Origin of the sequence: Candidatus Phycosocius bacilliformis (assembly GCF_003112735.1) — a bacterium.
Lineage (GTDB): Bacteria > Pseudomonadota > Alphaproteobacteria > Caulobacterales > Aquidulcibacteraceae > Aquidulcibacter > Aquidulcibacter bacilliformis.
Window position 1 is genome coordinate 1 of record NZ_BFBR01000002.1, and the last position, 24,721, is coordinate 24,721.

Consider the following 24,721-nt stretch of genomic DNA (forward strand, 5'->3'; position numbering starts at 1 on the left):
AAATCATCAAGTTTATATGGGCTTGATTGTCTCCTTGATTTAAAATTATATTTTCATTTTGATGCATAGCATCAACTAAAAGCATTTTTTTATTATCGTCATATCGTGCAATCAATTCGATGCGCTGACTTATTTCTTTATTTATGTTTTCGGCTTTGCAATGTTCTTTAATATAATGATCGATAATCATAGTCACTATCAACCAAAAGAAGACTATACTCAGCATTGGAAGTATATTCTTCCATGAACTTAAGTCAATTTTGTCCGTGATAAGACCGCGCCATAAAGCAACTTGTATTGTAAAAATAGATAGAGCGACGATAACTAAAAGCAATATCCCAATACGTGGTCTTTCAAGTATTTTTATAAAAAAATTTTCCATTGTAAATCCTCACCGATTCATCCACTTTGATTTAACCACGTTGGGAATGGCGGTTTGGACCGCCCTGACGCTTGCAAGCTCTTCTTCACGTCGATCAAGGTTCAAGCTCAAAAGTTGCCGGGCAGCAAGCCCATAAACGACGCAGTCAAGCGCTTCCGCGCGCCTGCCCGGCACTGGTTGGAAAGTTGGCGTTAAGTCACCAAGCCCTTAGACAGAGCATAGGCTGGTGGGTCGTGTAGGACTCGAACCTACAACCAGACCGTTATGAGCGGCCGGCTCTAACCATTGAGCTAACGACCCGTGCCATGGCGAACCACGTGCGGGAGGCGGGGAAATAGCGGTTTTTCGCGCCGTGCAAAAGCCTCGTCCTCATTTGACCGCAGAAGCGTCTTTCTTTTGCCCGAAGCAGTGCAGATTGTGTTCAGGTTCGCGCCTGTACACAGGTCACGACGAACCGGGAGGGAATTCATCATGCGTCACTTTACCCGCCACTTGCTTGTGCCATTCATCGCCTTGGGCAGTCTTGCCCCACTGGCTGCCACTGCCCAAACCGCGCAAGGTCCGTGCTGTCAGGCCCCTGCCAGCCCGACTGCATTGACCTTTACCGTCACGGCAGAGGAGCGGATGGCCCCGGATATGGCCACAATGGGGGTCGGTGTGGTGACCACAGCGCGCACGGCTAAAGCCGCAATGGAGGACAATGCGCGCAAAATGTCAGCCGCCTTTGCCGCACTCAAAGCCGCAGGCATTGCCGATAAGGACATGCAGACCTCTGGCATCCAATTAAGCCCGCAATATGATTACACCGATGGTCAGCGGCCCCGCATCACCGGCTATCAGGCCACCAATCGCTTGAGCCTGAAGCTGCGCAAACTTGACCAGATCGGCCCCGTGATGGACGTTTTGGTTGGCCAAGGCATTAATCAGATCGATGGGCCCAATTTCGGGATTGAGGATACAGACGCCTTGCTCGATCAGGCCCGCGTGAAAGCCATGGCCACCGCCCTACGGCGAGCAGAGCTTTATGCAAAGGCAGCCGGGCTTCGGGTCAAACGCATTGCCGCCATCTCTGAGTCAGGTGGCTATAGCCCGCCCATCGCCATGCCGATGATGATGGCGCGCTCGGCCATTGCTGATTCTGCCCCGCCCACGCCGGTTGCTGCCGGTGAAGTCAGCTATTCCATCCAGCTATCTGTGCAGATTGATCTGGAAAAATAAGCCAATAGGCCGCGCGCATCCTGAACTGACCCCAGTCATTGGTCCGGGGTCAGTGGACAAACCACCGTCATAATCCTTGCAAACCCTGTGGTTTCGGGTTAGCGCGCGGCCATGCTGAACCTTGACCTCATCGCTGCCAATCTGTTGTCGCCCGCCGTCATTTGCTTCGCGCTGGGTGTGTTTGCCGCTTATGTGAAGAGCGATTTGCGCGTTCCCCAGCAGGTGCACGAGACCATCTCGATGTATTTGTTGTTTTCGATCGGCCTGAAAGGCGGGATTGCGCTGGACAATTCAGCCGGCACCTCCATCCTGGTGCCGTTGATTGCAACCTTGTTCATGGGGGTCCTCACCCCGCTGGTGGCCTTTTACGTGGCCCGCAATATTGGCAAGCAATCCATCGTCGATTCCGGCGCGATGGCAGCCCATTTTGGGTCGGTCAGTGCGGTGACTTTCATGGCGGCACTCAATTTTGCCGCCTTGAGCAATTTTAAGATCGAAGGCTATCTCACCGCACTTTTGATCGTGCTTGAGGTGCCGGGCATTATCATCGGCATTGTGCTGGCCAGACTGATGTCGGAAAATCGCACGATCAGCGTCAATCATGTGCTGCGCGAGGCGATCACCAGTAAAAGCGTCATGCTGATGGGCGGGGGCTTGCTGGTTGGCCTGTTGACCGATCCCAAGGGCATTGAAGCTGTCTCCATGGTGTTTATCGCGCCCTTCCAGGGTGTGCTGGCCTTTTTCTTGTTGGAATTGGGTGTCGTTGCCTTAAAGCGGCTGCGGGAATCCAAGGCGCCGCTGCCGTTCATGCTGGGCTTTGGCATCACCATGCCCATTTTGTTTGGCGCAATCGGTGTGATTGTTGGCCATTTTGCTGGCTTTTCGGTTGGCGGCACGGCCGTGTTTGCCACCATGGCTGCCAGTGCCTCCTATATTGCCGCCCCGGCAGCCGTGCGCATGGCCATGCCAGAGGCCAATGAGGGGCTTTATCTGACCACCTCGATCAGTATCACGCTGCCTTTCAACATCATCATTGGCATTCCTGCTTATTTTGCGGTCTCAGCCATGATTGGCGACTGGCCGACCTTGGCGAGCCTTGTGGGCTAAGCAGGCGGGCTAGGCCGCCGGTTCAGGCGTGGCGCGCACCCAGCCACGGGCGTGGTTGAACAGGTGCAGCCCGCCGGTGGCAATATCAAACCGAGCCCCTTCGAGGTTCAAGAGGCCTTGTTCGACTTTCTCGGCCACGAAAGGGAAGCTCATGAGGTTGGCAAGCGATAATTCAACGCCTGCGCGCTCGCACGGTTCATTGTCATCGGTGTTAAGCGCCATCACCGCGGGCACCAAGACATCAATCCATTGATTGACAAAATGCAGGTTCTGGCTGGCTGCGCCAGATTTGGTGCCCCAGCGGCTCCGGTCCATCGCGGCACGCACCCCGCCGCAGCGGGCATGGCCCATCACAAGGATCGTCTTGACGCCCAATGCTTGGACGGCAAATTCAATGGCTGCCGAGGTGCCATGCAAACCCTCGCCCTGTTCATAGGGCGGCACAAGTGCAGCCACATTGCGCACCACGAAGAGCTCGCCTGGGGAAACATCGAAAATCTGGCCCGGATCAGCCCGCGAGTCAGAGCAGGCAATTACCAACAGGCGCGGGGTCTGGCCGTCGGCCAATTGCTCATAGAGTTCGCGTTGGTGCGGCCAGGCATCGCGGCGAAACCGGCTATAGCCTTCCAGAAGTTTGTCCATGGCAAGGCTATAGCCGGATAATGCGGTGGAAGGGAAGGCGGTCAGCCGCCCCAAGAGGGGGTGTCAGCCTGCGGCCCGGACTTGCAGCACCGCACCCTCAACCCCTGTCACCACCAGAACGCTGCCGGCATCGGGATTATGGTCCCCATCAGCTTGGGCACGCCATTCAGTGTCGCCCAGCTTGACCCGGCCTTGTCCGGCGACAAAGGCCTCCACCGCAATGGCTTGCTGACCAATTTGGCGCTGCAGTGGGGAATTAAGGCCCGGATCGGCCGACGGCGTATCATCAGGTTTGAAGAAGCGGCGTCCTGCCACCGTGGTAGCCAAGGCAAATAGGGAAAAGGCCACCAATTGCAGGGGGAGGCTGGCCTCTGGCAAAACAAAAGCAATTGCGGCGGTCAAGGCCGCTGCGGTGGCGATCCAGAGCAGATAAGCTGTCCCGGTCAGCAGTTCTGCGGCCAAGAGCACAGCCCCAATGGCCAGCCAGCTCAACGCACCCAGCCCAGAGCCTGAGGTGAATAATCCGTCCATCATGGGCCTCCTCGCTCAGCTTTTGGTGGTGGGAACCGCGGTGCGGCCTGAAGCCGCTGGTGGTGGCACAGTGCCGCCAGCCTGGGTCAATTGGCGCACACCTTCGATCGCAGAGGCAATGGCACTCAATTCGGTCGGCACGATCACAGTGCGTTGCTGTGGCGAGGATGCCAATTTGCCAAACGCCTCCACATAGGATTGACCAAGGAAGTAATTGAGCGCGTGGACATCACCTGCGGCAATCGCCTCGCTGACCATGCGTGTGGCATTGGCTTCGGCCTCAGCAGCCCGCTCACGGCCCTCCGCGTCGCGGAAAGCCGATTCCCGGCGCCCCTCAGCCTCAAGAATAACCGCCTGTTTGTGGCCTTCTGCACGCAAAATCGCAGCAGCCTTTTCCCCTTCAGCCTGGGTGATTTCGGCCCGGCGTTCCCGCTCTGCCTTCATTTGCTTGGCCATGGCCTCATTGAGATCAGACGGTGGTGAGAGGTCCTTGATTTCGATCCGCACAACTTTGACGCCCCAGGGCGTGGTGGCAGCGTCGATTGTCTGGAGCAGCTTGGCATTGATGGTGTCACGTTGCGACAGCACTTCATCCAATTCCATCGAGCCGATCACCGTGCGTAAGTTCGTCAGCGACAGATTGGTGATCGCCAGACGCAGGTCTTCGACCTCATAGGCCGCCTTGGCCGCATCGAACACTTGGGTGAACACCACCGCATCGCAGCGCACCATCACGTTGTCGCGTGTAATTACCTCTTGGCGAGGAACGTCCAAGACGCTCTCCATCATCGAGATTTTGCGGCCGATCTGATCCATAACCGGGGTGATGAAATGAATACCTGGATCCAGGGTGCGCAAATAACGCCCGAAGCGTTCTAGCGTATATTGTCGCCCTTGTGGCACGATCTTGACGAAAGTGGTGACAAAGATAACGGCCATCACCACCAGTGCTGCCGAGAACCAGAAAAACTCCATCACAAATTCTCCCCAATCCACAAGACCGCATGACGATACCAGCATCCGGCTGTGTGCCCGATACGTGGGGATGCCAAGGGCTACTTCCAATAGCGGTCACGAATTTCTGACAGGCATTATTCTACCGCAAAGGTCAGCCGCTTTTGCATTCCTGTGGATAAGTTTTGGGATAAATCTGGGGAGAAGTGCTATTCTCTTGTTTTGTATGTTTATTTTTTCGATGGCGAATCGTTAAAAAGTTCTTGTCAAATTCAAAATCAGGCGTACTCTGTAATCACGGAAGCAAGAGCGGAGGTCGAAAGTCAGCAAGGCGACATAAGAAGAAAACGCCTTTCAATAGGTGGGGTCAACTAAGTCTAATTCTGATAAAGACGTCTGAGGGTGGAGCGAAAGCGGAGCCTAGCACTTGAAATCCGTCGCACTCAACTTGTTGAGCGCAGGCCGCCTCGGGAAACCGGGGCGGTTTTGCTTTGTGGTGTGACGTTTATACTTACGCGCGACCGCCATGTGGAAGTGGTGCGGCCAGTTTTCGTTGGGCAAACGCTGGATTGGGGCAAGTGGCGAGGGCTGCGCTCTGGCCGGGGCGCGCTGTGCTGGTGGATGGTGCCAGGCGCTCAATGTGAGGATTGGGCATCAGACGGGCCTCGCAAGCCGAAGTGATCTGATCGGGGTTCTTTGGGTCTGTTGGCCAAGACTGTGGCGGGCGCGCTGGACACACCGGGGTGTCAACTGGCAGCCCGGTCTTGGTTTACGGGCCCGGCAGGCCTGCTCAAGCTTCGGTCAGGTGCTGCAAAACCCTGTCGAAATCGCCATATTGGTTTGACTTAAGTGTTGACGTCGCAAGCCAGTGCAGGCACGAGGGCGACAGTTGACATGCCGCTGGTTTGCGCCATGTCAGGCCATAAGGTGACTGCGGGAGAGACGATCCCGATGGGACCGCGCCGAAGGAGCAACCGCCCCGGAAACTCTCAGGCAAAAGGACCGCAGCCACGCACTGACGCTGGAGAGTGTTGGGCGGATCGCCCAGCCGCCGAAGGAGCAAGTGATGTCCTGAGGAATCAGGATTATCGCGAAAACTCTCAGGTTCAAGACAGCTGGGGCGCCCACCGGCGGAGGAGTCCGTCTGGTGTTCGCGAACCTGTCGGAGCCAGTGCATGAACGATAGCGAAACTTTGAAAACCACCCCTTTAACCAATTTGTGGCAGACCATGGGTGGGCGCATGGTGCCGTTTGCCGGTTACCTCATGCCGGTGCAATTTGCCGATGGCGTCCTTAAAGAGCATAATTGGACGCGCTCATCGTGCGGCTTGTTCGATGTGTCGCATATGGGTCCGGCTTTTCTCAAGCTGAATGACCAAAGCCTGACTGGTGATGCCGCCCATGCCGCGATTGCCGCTTTGGTTGAGACGATTTTGCCCTGCGATGTGGCAGGCCTAGCCCCCGGCCAATTGCGCTATACGACCTTGCCGAACCAAGAAGGCGGCGTGCTGGATGATTTGTTTGTGGGCCGTCCCAAGGCTGATGCCGATCAAGGAACGCTCTATTTCGTCGTCAATGCCGGTTGCAAGGAACAGGACTTTGCCCTCATCGCCCAAGCCTGTGCCGGTCGGGCAACTTTGGTGCGCGCCGATGATCGCGCCTTGATTGCCGTTCAAGGTCCCAAGGCGTGTGATGTGATCGGCAATGTTGGCGATGGACCCAAGCGGCTTGGCTTTATGGAGTTTCTGACGCTGACGGGCCCATATGGCGAGGTTGTGGTCTCGCGGTCGGGCTATACCGGGGAAGACGGTTTTGAAGTGCTGGTTGCGGCCGATCAGGCCGAAAGCTTTGTGCGCACGCTTCTGGCCACCACACATGTCAAGGCGATTGGTTTGGGCGCGCGCGATAGCCTGCGTTTGGAGGCCGGCCTTTGCCTTTATGGCCACGACCTCGATGAAACCACCAGCCCGATTGAGGCAGGTCTTGCCTGGACCATCCAAAAGGTGCGGCGCGAGCGGGCCGATTTTCCCGGTGCGGAGCGGATTTTACGGGAATTGCGCGACAAACCGGCTCGACGCCGCGTGGGCCTGCTGCCGTCCGACAAGGCCCCGGCGCGTGAAGGCGCTGAAATCCGCAATTTGGCGGGCGAAAAAGTCGGTGTGGTGACCTCGGGCGGCTTTGGCCCCAGCGTGGGTGGCCCGGTTGCGATGGGTTATGTCGCGACCGCTTATGCACAGGCGGGCACCGAACTTGACATCATTGTGCGTGACCAGCCCCGCCGCTGGGTCGTCGCATCCTTGCCATTTGTTCCCCATCAATACCATCGGAAAGGGTGAATCATGACCACCAAATATACCAAGGACCATGAATGGGTTGCCGTTGAGGGCAATGTCGCCACCTGCGGGATCACCGCCTATGCTGCTGAGCAATTGGGTGATGTGGTGTTTGTTGAATTGCCCAATGTGGGCCGGATCGTCAGCCAAGGCGATGAAGTCGCCGTGGTCGAGAGCGTCAAGGCAGCTTCCGACGTCTATGCCCCGGTATCGGGTGAAGTCGTTGATACCAATGAAGCTCTGGCGGATGCCCCAGAAGGCGTGAATGAAGGCGCTGAAACCAATGGCTGGTTTATCAAGCTGAAACTGACCGATCCGGCAGAACTGGATGCCTTGATGGATCGGGCAGCCTATGATTCCTATCTCGCCGGGCTCTGACCTTTATGTATGTGCCGCCAGCCTATCGGGTCGAGGATGACGCAGAGGCGTGGGATTTTGTCCGCGCCCATCCTTTTGCCACACTGGCCATTAATGGCCAGGATGGGCCCGTTTTGGCCTATGCGCCGCTTGTGGTGCATGTCAGCGGTCCGAACCAACCGGTTGAGCTGATTGGCCATGTGGCCCGCGCCAATCCCTTCCATACGACGATTGCCGAAGAGGGCTGTGCCTGCGTGGCCATCTTCCGGGGGCCAGACGCCTATGTCAGCCCGTCGCTATATCCGTCGAAACAGGCCCATGGCAAAGTTGTACCGACATGGTCTTATCTTGCTGCAGAAGCCCGTGGCCATATGTCGATTGTGCGCGATCCGGCCCTGATGCGTCCCTTTATTCAATTGGGGACGGACCATATGGAGGCCGGTCGAGATCGGCCATGGCGGGTTGATGATGCCCCTGCGGACTTTGTTGCCAGCATGGAGCGGGGCATTGTTGGTATACGTTTGGTGGTCGCCACGCTGACAGCCAAGCGCAAAATCAGTCAAGGCAAGCCTGAGGCGGATTATGTCTCCGTCCAATCAGCCTTTGCAGCCTCAGACCACACCTCCCACCAGCAAATCGCCCTTGAAATGCAGAAAGAAAGCCAGAAACACTGATGCGCTATTTGCCTTTAACCCCCTCTGACCGTGCCCAGATGTTGGCCCGTGTTGGCGTCAATTCCATTGACGCGCTGTTTCAAGATGTGCCTGCATTCGCCCGCTTTGATGGGCCGATTGCTGGCTTGCCACTCGCCCAAGGTGAATTGGCCGTAGAACGCCATATGCAGCGGCTCTCACATGCCAGTGTCGCTGCTGGCAGTGTGCCGTTTTTCTGCGGGGCTGGGGCTTATCGGCATGCAGTGCCCGCAAGCGTGGACCATTTGATCCAGCGTTCAGAATTCTTGACCACCTATACGCCCTATCAGCCTGAAATGGCGCAAGGTACGGTCCAAACCCTGTTTGAGTTCCAGACCCAGGTCGCGGGGCTGTTGGCCTGCGATGTGGCCAATGCCTCCATGTATGATGGCTCAACCGCCTGTGCTGAAGCCGTGGTCATGGCAGCGCGCATCACCAAGCGGCGCAAAGTGGTGTTTTCGGGTGGTCTCCATCCCCATTATCGCCGCTCGGCGCGCACATTGGCCAAGCATTCGGGCCTCGACATTGCAGGCCTTCCCATCGCGATTGACGATGAGGCTGCGGTGCTTGCCGCCGTCGATCAGGACACGGCTTGTGTGGTGGTTCAATGCCCCAATGTGTTTGGCACATTGACTGACTTTACCGAGCTTGCCCGTGCCGTACAGGCCAAAGGCGCGCTCCTGATTGCGATCTTCACGGAGGCTGTGGCCTTTGGTTTGGTGAAACCACCCGGCGACATGGGGGCCGATATTGTGGCGGGCGAAGGCCAGTCGATCGGCAACGCGCTTAATTTCGGTGGGCCCTATGTCGGCCTGTTTGCCACCAAGGACAAATATGTCCGGCAAATGCCAGGTCGTCTGGCCGGTGAAACGGTGGATGCTGACGGTAATCGTGGCTTTGTTCTGACCTTGTCGACGCGCGAACAACATATTCGTCGTGACAAGGCCACCAGCAACATCTGCACCAATTCTGGCTTGTGTGCCTTGGCTTTCTCTATTCACATGACGCTGTTGGGCGATAAGGGCTTGAAACATCTCGCTCAGCTTAATCATGAAGCCGCGTGCGAAACTGCCGATGCTGTGTCGACCCTTGAGGGTGTCGAATTGGTCAGCCCGAGCTTCTTCAATGAGTTTGCGGTGCGCGTGCCGGGCTCGGCGGCCAAGGTGGTCGACGCCATGGCTGCAGAAGGCGTCTTGGGCGGTGTGCCCTATAGTCGTCTGCGCCAGGAGCCGGGCTTTGATGATGTGCTGCTGATTGCCGCCACTGAAACCACCACGGCAGACGATATTGCTGCCCTTGCTGACACGCTGAAGAAGGTGATCTGATCATGGCTATGAACACTGTTGGCCGTCCCACCACGCCAGTGGCCCATGATGCGGCCGCGCCTGCGACATTCTCCGGTGCCAAAGGCCTGTTGCAACCGACCTCTCTCATCTTCGAGACCGGCGCGATTGACCGGACCGGCGTTGATTTGCCGCCCGTCAAGGGGATTAAGCCACGTCTGGGTGGGCTTGCCCGAACCAGTTCGACCGGCAATCCCGGCCTGTCTGAGCCCGAAGCCGTGCGCCATTATGTGCGCTTGAGCCAACGCAATTATGCCATCGACCTCGGCATGTTCCCGCTGGGCTCGTGCACCATGAAGCATAATGCGCGCCTTAATGAGAAGATGGCGCGTCTGCCAGGCTTTGCCGACGTGCATCCCTTGCAGCCGATTTCAACGGTGCAAGGCGCCCTGCGTGTGATGGATGAGCTGTCACATTGGCTGATGACATTGACGGGCATGCAGGCGGTCGCCTTGTCGCCCAAAGCCGGGGCGCATGGCGAATTGTGCGGCATGTTGGCGATCCGCGCAGCCTTGGATGCGCGTGGTCAGGCCCATCGCCGTCGCGTGCTGGTGCCTGAAAGCGCCCATGGCACCAATCCGGCGACGGCTGTGCAATGCGGCTTTGTCGTGGATGAAATCAAGGCTGCCCCTGATGGCCGGGTTGATTTGAGCGACCTCAAAACCAAGCTCGGCGATGATGTCGCTGGCATTATGCTGACCAACCCCAATACATGCGGCCTGTTTGAGCGCGACATCCGCATCATTGCCGACCTGATTCATGAGGCTGGTGGCTATTTCTATTGTGATGGGGCCAATTTCAACGCCATTGCCGGGGCCGTTCGGCCAGGTGACTTGGGCGTCGATGCCATGCACATCAATTTGCACAAGACCTTTTCCACCCCCCATGGCGGTGGTGGTCCGGGCTCTGGTCCAACCGTCTTGTCGGCCGCTCTCGCCCCGTTCGCGCCCGTTCCCTATGTGGTCAAGCGCGCCGATGGCAGCTTGGATCTGATCGAGCATGAAGCCGATAGTGATGGCGAGCCTTTTGGCCGCATGGTCGCCTTCCATGGCCAGATGGGCATGTATACACGTGCGCTCACCTATATGTTGAGCCACGGTGCCGATGGCATACGTCAAGCATCGGAAGATGCGGTGCTCAATGCCAATTATGTCCAAGCCTGTCTGAAGGCGCATATGAGCCCGGCATTTGAGGGTGTGTGCATGCACGAAGCCTTGTTTGACGACAGCTGGCTTGACGGCACAGGTGTAACCACGCTTGATTTTGCCAAAGCCATGATTGACGAGGGCTATCACCCCATGACGATGTATTTCCCGCTGGTGGTGCATGGGGCGATGTTGATTGAACCAACCGAGAGCGAAAGCAAGGCCAGTCTTGATGCCTTTATCGCCACCATGACGTCATTGGCGCAAGCGGCCAAGTCTGGCGATACGGCCCGCTTCACGGGGGCACCACATCATGCTCCGGTCAAGCGGCTCGACGAGACGCGGGCTGCCCGCAAGCCGGTTCTCAAATGGACGCCCCCGGCAGAGATCAGCCAGATCGCGGCTGAATAGGCCCGAGCCTTGGATGGCTAAAGCAACCGCCGGAAGACCTCCGGCGGTTGTTTTATGGTGGGGTTAGGAACCGGCGACGGATCCGTCTGCCCAGCTTTTGTATGGGTTGATCAAAGCCCGCATGCAGGATGAAAGCTGCCAAGATCGCCGTGGCCAACCCCACCATCAGCAGGATGAGATTATCGAGTGGCCCGGGCTGGGCAAATGGGGCAGCCAGACGGCCGACAGCGGCAAAGACCGGCACATGAATGAGGTAGAGGGCGTAAGACCAGTCTCCCAGCTTGGCCTGCCAGCCCCGGCTCTCAATGCCTGCCAATTCACGCCCGGCACAGCCCCAGACCAACAGGGCCGACGGCAAACCGAATGCGAACACGCGAGGCCATTCCTGAGCGAAGAAGTCTGCTGCAGTGCTGCGAACCGCCACAGCACTGATGAATAGCCAGATCAGGCCAATTTGGATCAGCAAATTGGCTGCAGGACGCACGCCGCGCACCACCAATAAGCCAATACCGGCCCCTAGGGCGAACTCGAGCGTGAGCGGGTGGCGGATCACGGCCAGAAATGGATTATCCGGTCGTGGCAAAATGACCGCGGCTGCGGCACAGATAATGGTCCAAATTGCCAACCCTGCGGCAAACCAGCGCCTGGGCAACATAAGAAGCAGGCCAAACACGCCGTAAAAATAGAGTTCGTGAATCAGCGTCCAGCCGACGGCATGGAGCGGCAAGTCGCGGTCTGGGATCAGAAAATAGGATTTCCAAAGCTCTGGGCTCGAGGCATGGCTTTGATAGACCCAGTCTGGCTTCACCATCCAAACGGCCACGAGGGCAGATAGAACCAGCCACCAGAGCGGATAGATGCGCAGCGCACGTGAAAACCAAAAGCCGGGCAGGGCGCTGGCCTTGCCCTGATCTGCCCGCGTCACCCAGACCATGACAAAGCCGGAAATCACAAAAAACAGGTCAACACCACCAAAGCCCGCAAGGGCCCAGCCACCCAAGAGCGGACTGCCACCGAGGTGGTTTTCCACGGCGTGTAAATGAGCAATGGCCACCATGATGGCGGCCATGCCTCGTAAGCTCTGAATGCTTGAAAGACGGGCTTTAGCGAGCTGTGGGTTCATCACACACGCGCCCGGGTGATTAGTACCTTAGTTGAATTTGGTTTCGAGCGCGGCAATCCCGCTCGCCACCAATTTCTCGCCAGCTTTACCCTTAACGCTGGACAGCAAGACGCGCTCTGCCACGGCCAAGGCCGCGGATGAAGCCGCTGCCCGCACATCGGCGATGGCAGCTTCCTCGGCCCGACGAATGCGCTCTTCAGCTTGTTTCGAGCGGGCTGCAATTGAGCGTTCCAACTGGGCTTCGGCCTCGGCTTTGACGCGAACAGCGTCTTCCTCAGCCTTGGCCAGGATCGCAGCTGCCTCTTCCAAGGCCTTGGCTTGCTGATCCTCATAGCTCTTGCGCAAGGCCTCGGCCTGTTCGCGCAAGGCCTTGGCTTCGGCCAATTCCTTGGCAATCTGAGCAGACTTATCGTCAAGGGCTTTGGCGACCATGCCTGGCACTTTCAGATAAATCAGGCCACCAATGAAGGTTGTAAAGCCAATCGCGGCAACCAGCGTTGCATCAAAACCGCCTGCCATCACGCTGCCCCTGTGACTGATTTAACCGCCGAGTCGAGTGCTTTAGCGGTCGGCTTAATGCCAGATACCTGCTCAACAATCGCGCCGGCCAGCTCACCAATTGTGTCATTGACACCAGCCAAGGCTGCTTCGCGCGCAGCCGCGATCTTTTCCTCAGCCTTGGTGATTTTGGTCGTGGCCTTTTTGGTGGCCGCAGCTTCAGCTTTCGCTGCTGCTGCTTCCTGGGCTTGGCGAACCTCTTCCACCTTTTTGCGGGCCTGCGCCCGCGCCTCGGCGGCAGCTTGCTCGGCTTCCAAGCGCGCCGCTTGGGCGGCAGCCGTCTCGTCTGCGGCAGCCTTCAGGTCAAGCTCAATCGCGCTTTTGCGGTCCGCCAACGTCTTGGCAATTCGGGGAATGACCACCGCAGCCAGCACGATGTAAAGCGCGCCAAAAGCAAGCCAGAACCAGAAAATCTGCGAGGAAAACAGGCTCGGATCAAACGGGGGAAATCCCCCGCCTGCATGCTCGCCTGCCTGACCCGCAGCTTCAACTGCTTGGGATTCGCCAGCCATAATCAAACCACTCCCGGTCGTTGAACCAAGATCAGAACCAAATCTTGGATCAGACCACGAACAACAAGAGGATTGCGATCAGCAGCGAGAAGATGCCGAGAGCTTCGGTCACAGCGAACCCGAAGATCAGGTTGCCGAACTGGCCTTGAGCGGCCGATGGGTTGCGCATGGCGCCTTCCAGGAAGCTGCCGAAGATGTTGCCCACGCCGATGGCGGCGCCCAACATGCCCAAGCAAGCAAGGCCTGCACCAATGTACTTTGCGGCTTCTGCGTCCATGATGAATTCTCCTGAGGGATTAGGGACGATAAGAAAAGGGTGACTTAGTGATCGGCTGCGTGCAGCGCGTCATTGAGGTAGATACAGGTCAACATGGTGAACACATAGGCCTGCAAGAATGCCACGAGGGTTTCCAGCGCATAGAGGGCAACCGTCATGGCAAAGGGCAAAATCGCACCGACGGCACCCAAAGCACCACCAGCTTCAACCAATTGCGGCACAAAGCCCGCAAACACCTTCACCAGAATGTGCCCGGCAAGGATATTCGCCCACAGACGCACCGCATGCGACAAAGGGCGGGAGAAGAAGGAGATGATTTCGATGGGGGTGACGATCAGATAGAGCGGCAATGGAATACCAGAGGGCGCAAACAGCTTGAGGAAGCCGAGGCCATTCTTGGCAAAGCCGACAATAATCACGGTGAAAAACACCAACAAAGCCATCATGGCCGTCACCACGATTTGGCTGGTTGGTGTGAAATTATAGGCAAACAGGCCGACCATGTTCACGGTGAAAATGAACAGGAACAGGCTGAGCACGAGGGGGAAGAATTTCTTCACGCCTTCTGAGCCTGCCGAACTGTAGAGCATATTATGGACAAACCCATAAGCGGTCTCGCCCAAGGTCTGCATCCGACCTGGAACCAATGCCGCCTTGGCTGAGCTTGCCAGCATGAAGGCGGCCGGCAATGCAGCGCCCAGCACAAGGAACAGGCTGGCGTTGGTGAACGACACATCATAGCCACCCAATTCGATCGGAACGATCGGGGCGATATGGAACTGGTGCATCGGATCGCTGGCCACGCCGCTTGTCTCCTGCTTCACACGTCTTTGTCTGGGTTGTCCGCTGGGCCGGGTGCCCGAGGATCAACATTTTGGGCCGCACTCATCTGCCGCGAGGCCCGAATTAAATTCACGGTACCGGTCACAAAACCGAGCGCCAAACCAAATAAAAGGCCCCACGGCTCACTCGTCACCAGCACATCCACGCCATATCCCAACAGCGCGCCAACCAGAATTGCAGAAGCAAATTCCGAAGCCAGTCGCAGCCCTAAAGACATGCCGTTACGGTCCACGCCGCCCTGCGGCCCTGATGTATCAGCCTCCTGACGCAGGATGGCCACACGTTTGGCCAACGCATCAAGGGCTTTTGCACCGTCAGGAACGTTAGGATCAGCCATGAACCAGTCATGCGTACAGCAAAAGTGCGGACTTGCCCCCCTGCCGACGCGGGGCGGAAACTAGAGGCGCCCTTATCCCAAGTCAACCCGATGATCTGTGCATCTAGGATGCTGTTTTTGATCACGTTTTCGGGAATTATGCAGTGTGATGATGCGGTGCAGCAGAATTGCCCGCGATTTGGACATGAAAAACAGGGGACTGGCATTCGGTTTGGTCTAGAATCGTCTGCCAAACTGGCCCTGCCAAAGTTCCTATTCTATGCGTTGCAGGCGCAGGTGCGCGCTACCGCCCGCAGCCCGGTTACAAAAAGGGCCCGGCAGACAATTGCCGAGCCCTCTGTTGGATAGGGTTTGACCGTTCCGTTTAGCGCTTATAGCTGAGCTTCAGATAATAAAAGCCGCCATTGAAGCCGCCTGGTGCCGTGACGGCATATTCCGCACCCAAGATCGAGGCCCAGGGGTTTTTGGTTGGATAGCTGTCGGTCAGGTTTTCAGCACCCACGGTGACCGACACTGCATCGGTCAGGGCATAAGTGACTTCGGCGTCCAGCGTGTACTGGGCTTTGCCATTGATGGGCAGGTCAAAGGCATCTGCATGGGCTTCATAGAATTTCCCATAATAATTCACCCGGCCATTGAAGTTCCATTTGCCAATCGTGTGGCTGATGGCAACATTGCCGCGGAATTTGGGCAGACCCTCTTCCATCTGGCGCAAACCGGCATTGCCGTCAGCTTCGATACCGACCAGCTTTTCGCCGCGTGTCACGTCCGTCTCGGTCCAATTTGCCGCGACCGAGAGATTGGTCTTTCCGCCAAACAGGTCCAATGGATAAGAGGCAACAAAGTCGACGCCCTGGGTCGTGGTATCCACGCCATTGACGAAGAATTTGAACGCCGTGAAGTCTGGCGTGTCGCCGCCCAAGGCGCGGATCGCGGCTTGCTCTGTTGCTGACAAGGCGTTGAATTGCGCTTGGGTCAGAGCTTTGGTTGGTGCACTCAGGCGGATCCGGTCTTCCATCTTGATGTTAAAGAAGTCCAATGTGGCCTTAAGTTTGCCGACTTCCAGACCCGCACCGATCGAGAAGTTTTTCGACGTTTCAGGCTCAAGTGCCTTACCACCCAGCAATTTGCCCAACACTGATGTTGGGGGAATGGTGCCTGTGTTCTGCAAGCTTTGCACCCCACCAGAGCTGATCAGCGATGTGGTGGTATTGATGATGTTGGACTGACCTGGTGTTGGAGCACGGAAGCCCGTCGAATAGGTCGACCGCAAGGTCAATGCGTCCGTGGCACGCATCAAACCTGAAAGCTTGTAATTGGTGGTGGTGCCGAAGTCCTCGAAGTCTTCGCTGCGCACTGCTGCACCAAGCGTCACTTTATCGGTGACATCGGCTTCAAGGTCGACATAAACCGCGACGTTGGAGCGATTCCACTTGCCCGCGGTTGAGGGGTTGAAACCTTGGAAGCCGTTGGAGCCCAGACCAAAGCCTTGGCTGGCCAGCGGGCCACGTTCCCAAGATGCCTGATCGCCCGCCTTCAGTTCGAAGGATTCATTACGCCATTCAAAGCCGGTCGCAATGTTAAGCGGTGACGCAAACGAGGCCACCGGCATGGCGTAGGACAGGTCGATGTTGAAGGTTTTTTCAAGCTGGGTCTGACCACCGGGGCGGAAGCTGGTCGGTGTGTTGGGGCCCAGCGAGGGGTTGATGGTGTTGCTGATATTGAAGTCAATATCGCTCTGGCCCACACCAAAGCTGACGTCATAATCCCAACCATACATCTTGCCTTTGGTGCCAATATAGCCGGCCAGATCACTCAACTCACCGCCAAAGCGGGGGGTAAAGCCACCGGGGAACAATTCCACAAAGGCAAAGCAATTGGGATCAGCCCGCAAGGCAGCAAGACCTGCAGCACCGGGGGCCACGGTTGGGCAGGGGGTTGTGCCTGGAGTTAAGTCACCGACCAGCCAACTGGTGCCGCCATTGTTTGAATAGACCCCACCACGTGTGTTGGGGTTACGATAATAGAAGCCGCCCTCTGTTTCTTTCTTGGCATAATTACCAAAGGCATAGAAGGAACGATCATCGCCAGCATCAATGCCAACGTTCAAGAAGGCCTTGAAGTCACTTTTGACTTCTGGGGCGCCCCAAGTCTGCACAGGGGAGGAAGGCACGGCTGTATTGCCTGCAGCGCGCAAGGCTGCCGCGTCACCGCGCTGGACCGACCGGCTGGTCTCGCCAGCTTCCCGATATTCCAAGGTCAAATTGGCAAAGCCTGCATCGGTTAGCGGCACGCCAAAATTGCCTGCGATCTGGTAGGTGGTGCCGTCGCCCTCATAATACTGGCCATATTTGGCATCGAGTTCGAATGAATCTGAATCATCACGCAGGCGGAAATTCATCACACCGGCAATCGCATCAGAGCCATATTGGGCCGCTGCACCATCGCGCAGCACTTGAACTTGCTTCAGGCCCAGCGTTGGGAAGATCGACAGATCAGGCCCCTGCGCACCGTCAGAAATACCGCCGCCAAGGAAGGCGATGACGGCCGAGCGGTGACGACGCTTACCATTGACCAAAACCAACGTGTGGTCTGGGGCCAAGCCGCGCAAATTGGCGGGACGTACAATGGAGGCGGCATCGCTGATCGATTGCGTGTTGACGTTAAATGATGGCACCACATTCCGGATCAGATTGGCCGCATCCGTATCGCCCTGAGCGGCAATTTCCGAGCCGCTAATGATATCAACTGGTGCCGGCGTGTCGGCGGCAGAGCGGACTGCGCGGCGGCTGCCGGTCACGATGATGACTTCCTCAGCCGGGGCTTCGCCAGCTGCCGGTGCGGTTTGGGCATAGGCATGCTCAGGAGCAGCAATCGCCAAAACCGAAGCAACTGACAGGGCCAACATGCTGGCACCATACAGGGTCGATGTCTTTTTCATGGATGAGTTATCCTCATAATATCGTGTCGAGATCAGCTTTAGGATTGGGCTGACTGCATGTCGTTACCGCGCATTTTTGTTATGACAAGGTAGGCCAAAGGCAAAACCGGGCAGTTTTGCGGGGTAATCTAAGCTTGCATCACAATTTAGTGAGCATTGTTGCACAAGTGACACAAAAAGCGGCAAGGCAGCGGCTCGGGGTCAGATCAATCGATTGCAACACGGCCCGCTCAAAAATCACTTATGATTCCTGCGCCCTTACGGAATCATGCGTCGGCGGAGATGAGCGCCTCGGCCCGACTGAGATCAACGCTCACCAATTGAGAAACGCCCCGCTCGGCCATGGTCACGCCGAACAAGCGATCCATCCGCGCCATGGTGATGGGATGGTGGGTGATAACGATGAAGCGGGTCTCGGTTCTTTGCCGCATCTCGTTCAACAGACGGCAATAGCGATCGACATTGGAATCATCCAGTGGCGCATCAACTTCATCCAGCACGCAAATCGGTGCGGGGTTTGACAAGAATACCGCAAAAATCAAGGCAGATGCGGTCAGGGCCTGCTCGCCGCCGCTCATCAGACTTAGGCTCTGAAGCTTCTTGCCGGGTGGGCAGGCATAGACTTCCAAGCCACCCCCCAAAGGGTCGTCGCTTTCGGTCAGGCGAAGCTCAGCCGAGCCACCATCAAAAAGGGCTTCAAACAGCACACGGAAGTGGCCATGCACGGTTTCAAAGGCTGCCACCAGCCGCTCTTTGCCCTCTTCATTGATTTGGTCGACCCCGCCCCGCAGCTTGATGATGGCAGAAGTCAGGTCCTCTTTATCAGCAATGAGGGCCGACAGCCGGGCCTCTTGCTCTTCCACTTCCTCGTCGGCCCGCAGGTTCACGCCGCCCAACGCATCACGATCATAGAGGAGTTTGGACAGCCGAGCCTCGGTTGATTGAATGGTGGTGGTGGCAAAGGCTTCACCCAAGGCTGCGCGGGCGCGCCGCTCGCAATCTGCTGGATCGACTTGTAAAGCCCGCCGTATTTCTTCGCCGAGCTCTTGCACCCGCTCAGAGGCCGATTCCAATCTGATCGCAGCCGCAGCCCGGGTTTCCCGCGCGGCTGAGAGGGCTTGTTGGGCCAGACGATCTTGTTCGCGCAAATTGCGGATATTGGATTCTGTCGATGCCAGCGCATCATCCGCCTTGGCTTTGCGGGCCTGAGCTGGGGGAACTTGCGCCAGTAATTCGCGCTGACGCTTTTCAATGTCAACCGGGGCATCACTGGCGGCCTGCTTGCGCGCAGTGGCCTTTTCTGCCTCGCGGTCGAGTTCGCCGAGCCGGGCTTCTGCGGCTTGGAGTCGGGTCTGCCAAGAGTTTTTATCGCGGATGAGGCTGGATTCTTGGCTGTCGCGAGCCTGGGCACGGGCCAGTACCTGATTGAGGCCTGCTTGCGCATGATTGGCCGCCGCGCGCGCGGCCTGAGCTTTGGCTTGGATGGCATCCAATTCCGCAGTATCTTCCTCTGGTGGCAGATTGGCCAAAAGTTCTTCTGCCACCTCAACCAACAGGCGGGCTTGTTCTTTTTCCTCTTGCGCCGCGGCAACGCTTGCAAGCGCCTGCTCGACCCCGGCATGCGCCCTGGCAAAATCGGCCTCGAGTTTGTTGATCCGGTCGCGCGCGCCTGCCACAGCGGCGAAAGCGCGGGGCGCTTCAGCGCGCGCATTACGGGCCAGAGCCCGCTTTTGATCAGCCCGGGCGCGTGCCTCTGCAGCAGCTTTGGCCAAGCCTTGTGTAGCTTCCTGTGCTGCAGGTAATTGAGCTTGCAAAGCCTCTAAGCGGGCACGTTGCTCAAGCTCGGCTGCTGCTGAGGAAACCGCGTCCTTGCGCCGGACAAAACCGTCCCAGCGCCGCATGTCACCGTCTTTGGTGACGATACGCGCCCCGGCAGGCAGATCCAGCATGGTGTCGAATTGTGCGGCACTGACCAGGCCAATCGCTTCAAGCCGCGCTTCGAGCTGGCTTGGAGCCTGATCGACAAATTCGCTGAGTGCGCTAACCCCAGTGGGCCAACTGAAACCCCGTGCAGTCTGACCCAGCCACACTGCCGGTGCCTTTGGGTCCAGGGCGGCTTGTAAGTCATCGCCAAAGGCTGCCGCCACGGCGCGCTCAAACCCCTGTTTGGGACGGATGGAGTCGAGGACTTTTGCCCAAGTGCCGGCGGCTGGCTTGCGTACCATGGCTTCCAGCGCCTTGACCTCGGCCAACAGGCGATCAAGCTGGTTCTGTGCCTCACGGGCGGCTTCGCGGGCTTCTACTTCTTGGGCGGCCGCATCTTCGGCCTCTCGCTCGCTTAAATCGGCACGCTCAGCAGCTGCGTTTGCCGCATCACTGACAGCTTCGGCTTCTTTGCGCGCAATGGCCAAAGCCCCTTCATCTGGCAAGCCTTGACGGAGGCGGGCAAGCTCGGCCTCTAATCGGGTGAGTGCTTCCTCGCGTCGGCGCAATTGTGCCTTGGCATCATCAAAAGCCCGGCTCTGGGCGTTGCGTTCAGCCACGGCCGCAGCCCGCTTGGAGATCACGGCCGTCAGATCGGCTTCCACCGTCTCGCGGGCTTGATTGGCAGCCTCCAGAGTGGCCCTGGCTGAGGCCAGCGTCTCATCTAGTGCAGCCCGATCTGGCAAATTGTTGAGTGCTTCACTGACCTGAGCGAGGCTTTGGGTCGCATCCTCAAACAAGGTCTGTTCGCGCGCTTTATCATTGCGAATGCGCACCAGATCTGCTTCGGCGGCTGCAAGGGCATCCCGCGCGCCTTGTAAATCACGTTCGCAGGCGATCCTTTGACCTTCAAGGCGGCGCAGAATGGCTTCGGCTACTGCCTGTTCTTCCCGAAGCCCTGTCAGTGCATCATCGGAGTTTTCCGCCGCTGCGGCTGCCCGGTTGGCAGCCAAAGTCGCATCGGCGAGTGCGGTGTCGGCCTGCTTGAGTGTCTCTTCGCTGTGTTGCAGCCCTGCTTGGGCTTCAGAATAACGTTGCGCATATAAGAAGGTTTCCAAAGTGCGGATTTCTTCGGCAATCGCGCGATATTTTGTGGCCTGCCGAGCCTGGCGTCGCAGACCGTTCAATTGGTCCTGCATGGCTTGGATTACGTCATCAAGACGCTCCAAATTGGTTTGCGCCCCGCGCAGCTTGAGTTCGGCTTCATGGCGACGCGTATAGAGGCCTGAGATACCCGCAGCCTCTTCCAAAATGCGGCGTCGGTTCTCCGGCTTGGCATTGATCAGCTCACTGACTTGGTTTTGCCGCACCAATGCCGGTGAATTGGCCCCCGTCGAGGCATCGGCAAATAGAAGCTGGACATCTCGGGCGCGCACTTCCTTGCCATTGATCCGAAACGTCGATCCGGCCGCCCGGCGGATTTTGCGCGCGACTTCCAGGACCGGGTCTTGATCAAATGGGGCCGGTGCGCGACCATCCTTATTGTCGAGCGTGATCACGACCTCGGCAATGTCACGGGCAGGCCGTTTATCGGTCCCGGCAAAGATCACATCATCCATTTCCCCACCGCGCAATGCGCGCGCCGAGGTCGCCCCCATGACCCAGCGCAGGGATTCAAGAATATTGGATTTGCCACAGCCATTGGGCCCGACAATCCCCGTCAAACCGGGCTCGATCCTGAGGTGAACCGGGTCAACAAAGGACTTAAAGCCCACCACGCGCAAATCAGTGACCTTCATCGCGGCGCGGCTTTCTGAGTTTTGGTCTGAGGTTGAGGACGGCGCGGCTTTGCTTTGACTTGTGTGGTGCTGGGTTTTGTGACGTCGGCCAGCGCCTGATCAAGCGCCGCGCTGAGATTGTCGACAGTCGGTTCGACCTCCAGGCGGATTTGACCTCTGGCCGTCTTGATGAAGAATGTCGGTGTGCCTTGCACGCCAAGCCGATCGCCAGAGTCAACCTGTTGGTTGATCTCATTGAACAGCGTGTCGCTGCGCAAGCAGATTTGCACCTTGTCTGCACTCACCCCGCCTGATTTGGCCGCGATTTCCGTGACTAGACCAACCGCACCGTCCGCCGATCGCGCCGCTGCAAAGATTTGTGCCTGCTGGCGGAAGAACCCATCGATAAGGTCATGATAGCCTGTGGGCCCAGCGCAGCGGGCAAGCACATGTAGGCCATACGCCAAATCGGCCGGTTGGGTTGGATACGCGCGAAACACATAGGCCACTTTGCCCGTGTTGACATAACGGGCCTTGATCGTGGGCAGGACAGAATTGTTGAAATTCGCACAATGATGGCAAACCAGACTGCCATATTCAATCAAAGTCACTTTGGCGTTCGGGCTGCCCATTGGCCAATCCGCGACCGTACCCAGACTGCCAGGGGGCGAATTTGCCGGCGTGGCGGCCATCGCGAGACTTGCACTCAGCACACCCATGACAGCCAAGAGGGCCGCCAGCCCATGCGGGCGGCGGCCTGAGTCCGATCGGCTTTGACGATGGGCCTGCTGCAAGGACAAAGGCCCTTACTTAACCTTAGCGAGAGCGGCGTCGACGCCTTTGCTCACATCATCGGCTGTCATTTCGCGCCCTGCAGGGGCCTCAAAACGCTCGCCATTGATGAATAATGTGGGCGTGCCTTCAACACCGGCTTTGATCCCGCCATCGCGAATATCGACGAGTGTTTTCAACAGCTTCTCATTGGCCATACAGGTGTCGAATTCAGCCTCGCTCATGCCGGCGGATGCGGCAATGTTCAACAAAGCCTGCTTGGCACCCAAGGGGCCCGACGCCTGAGTGATCCAGTCTGTCTGGCCACGCATCAATGCATCGATAATCTGATTACGCTTGTCACCACCTGCGCAGCGCGCCATCAAATGGCCAGCGGTCGCCAGTTCAAAGGGCGGGGTCGGGAATTCGCGAAAAATATAGCGCACCTTACCGGTGTCGACGTATTTCTGCTTGATCACCGGCAGCACTTCCTTGTGGAAATTCGCACAATGTGGGCAGGTGACAGAGGCATATTCGACCAGCACCACTTTGGCATCTTTCGATCCCATGGGCAGATCACTCTCTACTTCCAGCGTGCTGGCTGGTTTGCCCCCGCCGGCTCCTCCACCCGAATTACAGCCGCTTACCAATAGTGCTGTTGCCATCACAGCACTTGCCGCCGCAAGACCCAGTCGGGGAAAATGAAAAGACATTCCGATCACTCCTATTGGGCCTGCCCGTCCGGGGCCGGGAAAGGCCATGTTCCTGTTGTCGTTAGCGCCTCTTGAGGCAGAGGCAAAGGGGGCTCGGCCATGCATCAATCAAGATGGGCAGTTGCTTCTGCCAAACGCGCCAAAGCTGCTTTCAAACCCGGTTGGCTGACCTGTTCAAGTTGTTCGTCCAGTTTGCGCTGTTCTGTTGCGGTCAATTTTCGCTGCGTGCGGGCGCTTTTTGCTTGGGCGCGCGACAGCAATGGGCCACGAACGAGCGAGAGTTTGCGGATGCGGCTGGCTCCGGCCAGGCGCACAAGCCCCACAATCTCATTCGTCCGCATCGCCAATAAGGGGGCAGCGGCTGCCACCACGCGGACAACCAAGGTTTCCCCTTTGATGGCGTCGGGCTGGCAGATACAGGCAAGTTTTTCACCCACCACATCGCGCCACCGGCTTTGCAATTCCTTCACCGTCATGCCGCCCTTGCGCTGATCGGGGGGGATCAGATTTTCAATCATCCGGGCGATAGGAGGCGGACCAGACCATACGGCCTTGCCACGCCGGGCTGAAAGCCATGCGGTTGCGGCGGCTTCATAGGCAGGGTCCAAAGCCAGGCTGGACCGTTCGGGCAGAGGTGGGGGCGGGGGCAAGCGAGCCATGGCCTTGCTTAACCGATTGCGCGTGCCTCTGCGAGGGGGTGATGTCATCGGCCTGCAAAGCCGTTAGAGCAAGCTGATGAGCCCCGATCCTCAAGCCATACGCCAGCGCCTGCGCCTCAGTCTGCTCGACTGGTATGATAAGGCCGCCCGTGACTTACCGTGGCGGGTCGCCCCAGCTGACCGCCAGCGCGGCCACGCCCCCGATCCCTATCATGTTTGGTTATCCGAAATCATGTTGCAACAGACGACTGTGGTTACGGTAAAGCCCTATTTTGAGACTTTTCTGCGCAAGTTTCCGCGGTTGGAGGACTTGGCCTCAGCGCCGCTCGACCAAGTTCTCGGGTTGTGGGCCGGGCTTGGCTATTATGCCCGTGCGCGCAATCTTCATGCCGGGGCAAAGGCCTTGGCGTCCCGCTCGACATTTCCTCGTGATGTAGCTGGCCTTTTGGAGATCCCCGGAATTGGGCCTTACACCGCGGCTGCGGTTGCTGCCATCGCGTTTGACCAGCCTGTTGTCCCCGTTGATGGCAATGTTGAGCGTGTTTTGTCGCGCTTGTGGAAGATTGACCAAGCGCTCCCGGCCGCCAAGCCGGTGTTTCGAACACAAGCCGCTAAACTTGCCGACCCCCATCGCCCCGGCGATTTTGCGCAAGCCTTGATGGATCTGGGGGCAGGGGTCTGCACCCCGCGCAAGCCAAATTGTCTGATCTGCCCGTTGCAAGATCTCTGTCAGGCCTATCAGGCAGATGAGGCAGAATCATATCCAAAGAAGCAAAGCAAAAAGGCCAAACCTCGCCGGTTTGGCTGGGCCTATGTGATTGTAACGCCCGATGGGTTGGTGGTGCGGCGGCGGCCCGACCGGGGGCTTTTGGGGGGCATGCTCGAGATACCAGGCTCAGCCTGGCACGATGATCCAACCCAGGCCACGTTTGCCCCACCCCATTGGCTGGGCTTAGAGCACAGGTGGGTGTACGGCGAAAATATCCGACACGTCTTCACCCATTTTGATCTGCAGGTATGTGTTGCCGCCACACGCATCCTGCATCGGATTGAGCTGCCTGATCATCAGGTTTTGGCTTTGTCTGAGACTGGGGCGGCCGCCCTGCCAAGGGTCATGCGCAAAATCATAGATTCTGGATTGGAAGCCTTGAAAGCCCATCAAGGCGGGTAG

Annotated in this window: 23 protein-coding genes, 1 tRNA gene, 1 pseudogene and 1 riboswitch; of the genes and pseudogenes, 8 read left to right on the forward strand and 17 right to left on the reverse strand. The window is 57.7% G+C overall.

Annotated features, from left to right (window positions below; all coding sequences use genetic code 11):
- From PbB2_RS15860 to PbB2_RS03330, 3 genes and pseudogenes are all read right to left on the reverse strand, one after another.
- On the reverse strand, positions 1-382 hold a 382-nt coding region (locus tag PbB2_RS15860; RefSeq protein WP_133245698.1), incomplete at its 3' end, for a hypothetical protein.
- 9 nt (positions 383-391) lie between these two features.
- Positions 392-559 (reverse strand): annotated as a pseudogene (locus PbB2_RS16515) (hypothetical protein); the annotation flags it as partial.
- Between the two features lie 47 nt (positions 560-606).
- Positions 607-682: transfer RNA gene (locus PbB2_RS03330), tRNA-Ile, on the reverse strand.
- Positions 683-853: 171 nt separating this feature from the next.
- Between PbB2_RS03330 and PbB2_RS03335 the strand changes: the two genes are divergently transcribed.
- A complete protein-coding gene (locus PbB2_RS03335) occupies positions 854-1,600 on the forward strand; it encodes an SIMPL domain-containing protein (RefSeq protein WP_108983904.1) in 747 nt (248 codons plus the stop codon).
- A 111-nt stretch (positions 1,601-1,711) separates the two neighbouring features.
- Entirely contained in the window at positions 1,712-2,707 is a 996-nt protein-coding gene (locus tag PbB2_RS03340) for a sodium-dependent bicarbonate transport family permease (protein ID WP_108983905.1), read from the forward strand.
- Between the two features lie 9 nt (positions 2,708-2,716).
- On the opposite strand, the gene PbB2_RS03345 is transcribed toward PbB2_RS03340, so the two are convergent.
- The 3 genes from PbB2_RS03345 to PbB2_RS03355 form a co-directional block, all read right to left on the reverse strand.
- Positions 2,717-3,349, reverse strand: a complete 633-nt coding sequence (locus PbB2_RS03345) for a carbonic anhydrase (protein WP_108983906.1) — start codon at positions 3,347-3,349, stop codon at positions 2,717-2,719.
- A 63-nt stretch (positions 3,350-3,412) separates the two neighbouring features.
- Positions 3,413-3,883, reverse strand: a complete 471-nt coding sequence (locus PbB2_RS03350; RefSeq protein WP_108983907.1) for an NfeD family protein — start codon at positions 3,881-3,883, stop codon at positions 3,413-3,415.
- Positions 3,884-3,895: 12 nt separating this feature from the next.
- A complete protein-coding gene (locus PbB2_RS03355; RefSeq protein WP_108984270.1) occupies positions 3,896-4,855 on the reverse strand; it encodes an SPFH domain-containing protein in 960 nt (319 codons plus the stop codon).
- A 903-nt stretch (positions 4,856-5,758) separates the two neighbouring features.
- A riboswitch (glycine riboswitch) is annotated at positions 5,759-5,849 on the forward strand.
- Positions 5,850-6,009: 160 nt separating this feature from the next.
- Here PbB2_RS03355 and gcvT point away from each other — a divergent pair.
- From gcvT to gcvPB, 5 genes are read left to right on the forward strand one after another with little or no spacing between them, the layout of a single operon-like run.
- Positions 6,010-7,170 carry a glycine cleavage system aminomethyltransferase GcvT gene (gene gcvT / locus PbB2_RS03365; protein WP_108983909.1) on the forward strand — a complete coding sequence of 387 codons (1,161 nt, stop codon included), beginning with the start codon at positions 6,010-6,012 and terminating at the stop codon, positions 7,168-7,170.
- A gap of 3 nt (positions 7,171-7,173) precedes the next feature.
- The gene (gcvH, locus tag PbB2_RS03370; protein WP_108983910.1) at positions 7,174-7,545 is read left to right on the forward strand and encodes a glycine cleavage system protein GcvH; all 372 of its coding nucleotides are present in this window, start codon (positions 7,174-7,176) and stop codon (positions 7,543-7,545) included.
- 5 nt (positions 7,546-7,550) lie between these two features.
- Positions 7,551-8,198, forward strand: a complete 648-nt coding sequence (locus PbB2_RS03375; protein WP_108983911.1) for an FMN-binding negative transcriptional regulator — start codon at positions 7,551-7,553, stop codon at positions 8,196-8,198.
- On the forward strand, positions 8,198-9,541 hold the full coding sequence (gene gcvPA, locus PbB2_RS03380; RefSeq protein WP_108983912.1) for an aminomethyl-transferring glycine dehydrogenase subunit GcvPA: 1,344 nt from the start codon (positions 8,198-8,200) through the stop codon (positions 9,539-9,541). Before PbB2_RS03375 ends, gcvPA begins: the two co-directional genes overlap by 1 nt.
- Before the next feature lie 2 nt (positions 9,542-9,543).
- Positions 9,544-11,115: an aminomethyl-transferring glycine dehydrogenase subunit GcvPB gene (gene gcvPB, locus PbB2_RS03385; RefSeq protein WP_108983913.1), complete on the forward strand. Its 1,572-nt coding sequence runs from the start codon at positions 9,544-9,546 to the stop codon at positions 11,113-11,115.
- A gap of 52 nt (positions 11,116-11,167) precedes the next feature.
- Here gcvPB and PbB2_RS03390 read toward each other — a convergent pair whose 3' ends face one another.
- The 11 genes from PbB2_RS03390 to PbB2_RS03445 form a co-directional block, all read right to left on the reverse strand.
- Positions 11,168-12,238 (reverse strand): acyltransferase family protein, encoded by a 1,071-nt coding sequence (locus tag PbB2_RS03390; protein WP_108983914.1) that lies wholly within the window; start codon positions 12,236-12,238, stop codon positions 11,168-11,170.
- A 27-nt stretch (positions 12,239-12,265) separates the two neighbouring features.
- On the reverse strand, positions 12,266-12,757 hold the full coding sequence (locus PbB2_RS03395; protein WP_108983915.1) for a F0F1 ATP synthase subunit B family protein: 492 nt from the start codon (positions 12,755-12,757) through the stop codon (positions 12,266-12,268).
- The gene (locus tag PbB2_RS03400; protein WP_108983916.1) at positions 12,757-13,308 is read right to left on the reverse strand and encodes a F0F1 ATP synthase subunit B family protein; all 552 of its coding nucleotides are present in this window, start codon (positions 13,306-13,308) and stop codon (positions 12,757-12,759) included. Before PbB2_RS03400 ends, PbB2_RS03395 begins: the two co-directional genes overlap by 1 nt.
- A gap of 49 nt (positions 13,309-13,357) precedes the next feature.
- Complete coding sequence (locus PbB2_RS03405; RefSeq protein ID WP_085340465.1) at positions 13,358-13,585, reverse strand: F0F1 ATP synthase subunit C; 228 nt, start codon at positions 13,583-13,585, stop codon at positions 13,358-13,360.
- Between the two features lie 44 nt (positions 13,586-13,629).
- Positions 13,630-14,388, reverse strand: a complete 759-nt coding sequence (locus PbB2_RS03410) for a F0F1 ATP synthase subunit A (protein ID WP_272949220.1) — start codon at positions 14,386-14,388, stop codon at positions 13,630-13,632.
- Between the two features lie 17 nt (positions 14,389-14,405).
- Positions 14,406-14,765 carry an AtpZ/AtpI family protein gene (locus PbB2_RS03415; protein ID WP_108983918.1) on the reverse strand — a complete coding sequence of 120 codons (360 nt, stop codon included), beginning with the start codon at positions 14,763-14,765 and terminating at the stop codon, positions 14,406-14,408.
- Positions 14,766-15,129: 364 nt separating this feature from the next.
- On the reverse strand, positions 15,130-17,706 hold the full coding sequence (locus tag PbB2_RS03425; RefSeq protein ID WP_108983920.1) for a TonB-dependent receptor plug domain-containing protein: 2,577 nt from the start codon (positions 17,704-17,706) through the stop codon (positions 15,130-15,132).
- A 266-nt stretch (positions 17,707-17,972) separates the two neighbouring features.
- Positions 17,973-21,428, reverse strand: a complete 3,456-nt coding sequence (locus PbB2_RS03430) for an AAA family ATPase (protein WP_108983921.1) — start codon at positions 21,426-21,428, stop codon at positions 17,973-17,975.
- Complete coding sequence (locus tag PbB2_RS03435; protein WP_108983922.1) at positions 21,425-22,201, reverse strand: thioredoxin domain-containing protein; 777 nt, start codon at positions 22,199-22,201, stop codon at positions 21,425-21,427. Before PbB2_RS03435 ends, PbB2_RS03430 begins: the two co-directional genes overlap by 4 nt.
- 12 nt (positions 22,202-22,213) lie before the next feature.
- Positions 22,214-22,891, reverse strand: a complete 678-nt coding sequence (locus PbB2_RS03440) for a DsbA family protein (protein WP_192576141.1) — start codon at positions 22,889-22,891, stop codon at positions 22,214-22,216.
- A gap of 104 nt (positions 22,892-22,995) precedes the next feature.
- Positions 22,996-23,550, reverse strand: coding sequence for a DciA family protein (locus tag PbB2_RS03445; protein WP_192576142.1), 555 nt, complete (start codon positions 23,548-23,550; stop codon positions 22,996-22,998).
- Positions 23,551-23,626: 76 nt separating this feature from the next.
- Here PbB2_RS03445 and mutY point away from each other — a divergent pair, with 76 nt between their 5' ends.
- Complete coding sequence (gene mutY / locus PbB2_RS03450) at positions 23,627-24,721, forward strand: A/G-specific adenine glycosylase (protein WP_108983925.1); 1,095 nt, start codon at positions 23,627-23,629, stop codon at positions 24,719-24,721.